The 1,554-nt window shown below is 64.0% G+C and carries 1 protein-coding gene and 1 pseudogene; both read right to left on the bottom strand.

The genetic code is table 11. The features are described from left to right. Positions 1 to 672 (bottom strand): annotated as a pseudogene (locus MOV74_RS37780) (adenylate/guanylate cyclase domain-containing protein); the annotation flags it as partial. Between the two features lie 108 nt (positions 673 to 780). Then, positions 781 to 1,554 (bottom strand): ABC transporter permease (locus MOV74_RS37775; protein ID WP_246932555.1); only part of this gene is annotated, 774 nt, incomplete at its 5' end.

The following is a 1,554-nucleotide window of genomic DNA, read 5'->3' as shown; positions in this document are numbered from 1 at the left end:
CGCGGTCGCCGCCGCGATGCTCGCGGCGAACTGGCGGCGCAACTGAGCGCCCACGGCGCCCGCCAGCACGCCGCAGATCAGAATGACGACGCTGCGCACGGCGTGCAAATAGATCAGGGGGTCGCCGGCCTCGTCAGCCGAATTGTAGTACAGCGCGACGGAGAGAAGCCCGGCCGCGGCCACGAAACCCGTGAATGCGGAGAGCCAGAAGTCGAGCCTCAGGGTCGAGAGGATGACGAAAATGAAGTACATCAGCGGCACGGCGAAGCCGAGCGCCTGGGCCGCGCCCATGGTCCGGATCTGCAGAACGAGAATCAGCGTAGGCAGCGACGTCTCGATCAGCGTGCCGATATAGCGCCGGATCACCGGCAGGTCGCGATCGAGGCGGAGATTCTTTCTGATCTGGGTGTGGACCCAGACTTCGAACAGGATGAAGCCGACCAGAAGACCGTAGACCTCGACGATCCCCTCCGTTCCGCGCCAGACCCGGTTCACCACAATGGGGTCGATCAGGTAGATCGCGGTGAGGAACACCATCATGACGCAGCCCGTCATGATCAGCGCCCGCACCCGCAACAGCTCGGTGCGCAGCACTTCCCGCGTCAGCTCGCGCTCGAAATCCTCCGACAGCACGGCATGGTGCCGTGTCTTCCTGCTCGCAAACCTGACCATTCCGCCCCCTTGTCATTCCGTGGCGCGGCGAAGCCGTGAACCCGGAATCTCGAGATTCCGGGTGCGATGCTAGCGCATCGCCCCGGAATGACTGCGAGACAGTTTGCCTCAATCCAGCGTGCGGCGGAAGCGCGTCACGGCGATGGTCATGGCGAGCAGCATCAGGGCTGCCAGCGCCAGCGTGTCGAAACGAAGGTTCTGCATGGTCGCGCCCTTGAGCATGATAGCGCGGACGATGCGCAGATAGTGCGTCAGTGGCAGGCCTTCGCCGAGATATTGGGCCCAGGCCGGCATGCCCGCGAACGGGAACATGAAGCCGGACAGGAGAATGCTCGGCAGAAAGAACATCATCGACATCTGCATGGCCTGGAGCTGGTTCTGCACCACCGTCGAGATGGTGTAGCCGATGGCCAGATTGGTGGTGATGAACAGCGTCGAGAGCAGCGCGAGCAGGAACAGATTGCCGAGCACGGGCACGCCGAACAGGCCGACGCCGATGCCGATGATGAGGAAGGCCTGGAGGAAGCCGACCAGCACGTAAGGCACGATCTTGCCGAACATCACCTCCACCGGCTTGATCGGCATCGACAGCAGACTTTCCATGGTGCCGCGCTCGACCTCGCGCGTGACCGACAGCGCGGTGAAGATCAGCATCGTCATGGTGAGGATGGTGCCAACGAGACCCGGCACGATGTTGAGACTGGAGGCCGCGGCCGGATTGTAGCGGGCATGCGCGCGGATCTCGAACGGCATATCCGGGGGATCGCCGATATAGAGATCGTGCTTGAGCGCGGTCTGCACGACCATGCCGAGGGAGCCGATCGCGGCGCTCGCCGCCACCGGATCGGTCGCATCGGCCGCCACCAGCAGCGCCGGCCTGTC

It is taken from the genome of Bradyrhizobium sp. SHOUNA76, from assembly GCF_023006445.1.
Lineage (GTDB): Bacteria > Pseudomonadota > Alphaproteobacteria > Rhizobiales > Xanthobacteraceae > Bradyrhizobium.
The sequence above is the reverse complement of the archived record's forward strand: the minus strand, read 5'-3'. Positions and strand labels throughout refer to the sequence as shown.